The following is a 946-nucleotide window of genomic DNA, read 5'->3' on the forward strand; positions in this document are numbered from 1 at the left end:
TAGACATCTTTCGAAATTAAACTTTTGAGTGTATATTAGAGCCTCAAAATCAGGAGGCTACATGAAATTTGAGACAGTTAAAGAATTAGATGAAGAGAAATTTCGTCGTCTAACAGGAGTTAAACGAACGACATTTAACAAGATGGTAGGGATCCTAGAGAAAGATATTACAAGCAGAGCAACGAAGAAAGGAAGAAAGAAAAAGTTAAGCGTAGAGAATATGTTGCTGATGGCTTTAGAGTATATCAGAGAATACAGAACTTATTTTCACATCAGCCAAAGCTATTCAATCAGTGAGAGTAATGCTTATAAAACTGTGAAGTGGGTTGAAGATACGCTAATCAAACATCCCGATTTTGCTTTGCCAGGGCGTAAAGCTCTCTTAAAAAGTGATATGGAATTTGAAATTGTGCTTGTAGATGCTTGTGAGAGTCCAATAGAAAGACCAAAAAAAAAGGATTCGAAATAAAAAGTGGATAAGAAACAGGAACAATAGACAGAAACAGTTTTATTCAGGAAAAAAGAAAAGGCATACGCTTAAGAGCCAAGTAGTTGTAGATAAGAAATCGAAAAAAGTGATTTGCACGTGTTTTAGCAATGGCAAAAAGCATGACTTCCGTCTTTTTAAAGAGAGTAAGGTACGTTGGACAAAAGAGCGTTTTGGAATAACGGATAGCGGATATACAGGTATAAAAAAATTACAAAGCAACACAAAACTACCAAAGAAAACAAGTAAGAAGAAGCCATTAACAGCGGAAGAAAAACAACAAAATAGAGAATTCGCGTCAGAAAGAGTTGTAAATGAGAATGTTATAGGCAGCTTAAAAAGATTTAAGATTATAAGTGATAGGTATAGGAATCGAAGAAAACGGTTTGGCTTAAGATTTAACCTGATCGCGGGGATACACAATTTGGAGTTGCCGTAAGGAATTTCGAAAGAAGTCTA

The 946-nt window shown here is 35.1% G+C and carries 1 pseudogene; it reads left to right on the plus strand.

What is annotated here, in order from left to right:
• Positions 1-61: 61 nt before the first annotated feature.
• Positions 62-926: pseudogene (locus tag AOM43_RS13020) on the plus strand (IS5 family transposase).
• The last annotated feature ends 20 nt before the right edge of the window (positions 927-946 follow it).

The organism is Parachlamydia acanthamoebae (assembly GCF_000875975.1).
Classification (GTDB): Bacteria; Chlamydiota; Chlamydiia; order Chlamydiales; family Parachlamydiaceae; genus Parachlamydia; species Parachlamydia acanthamoebae.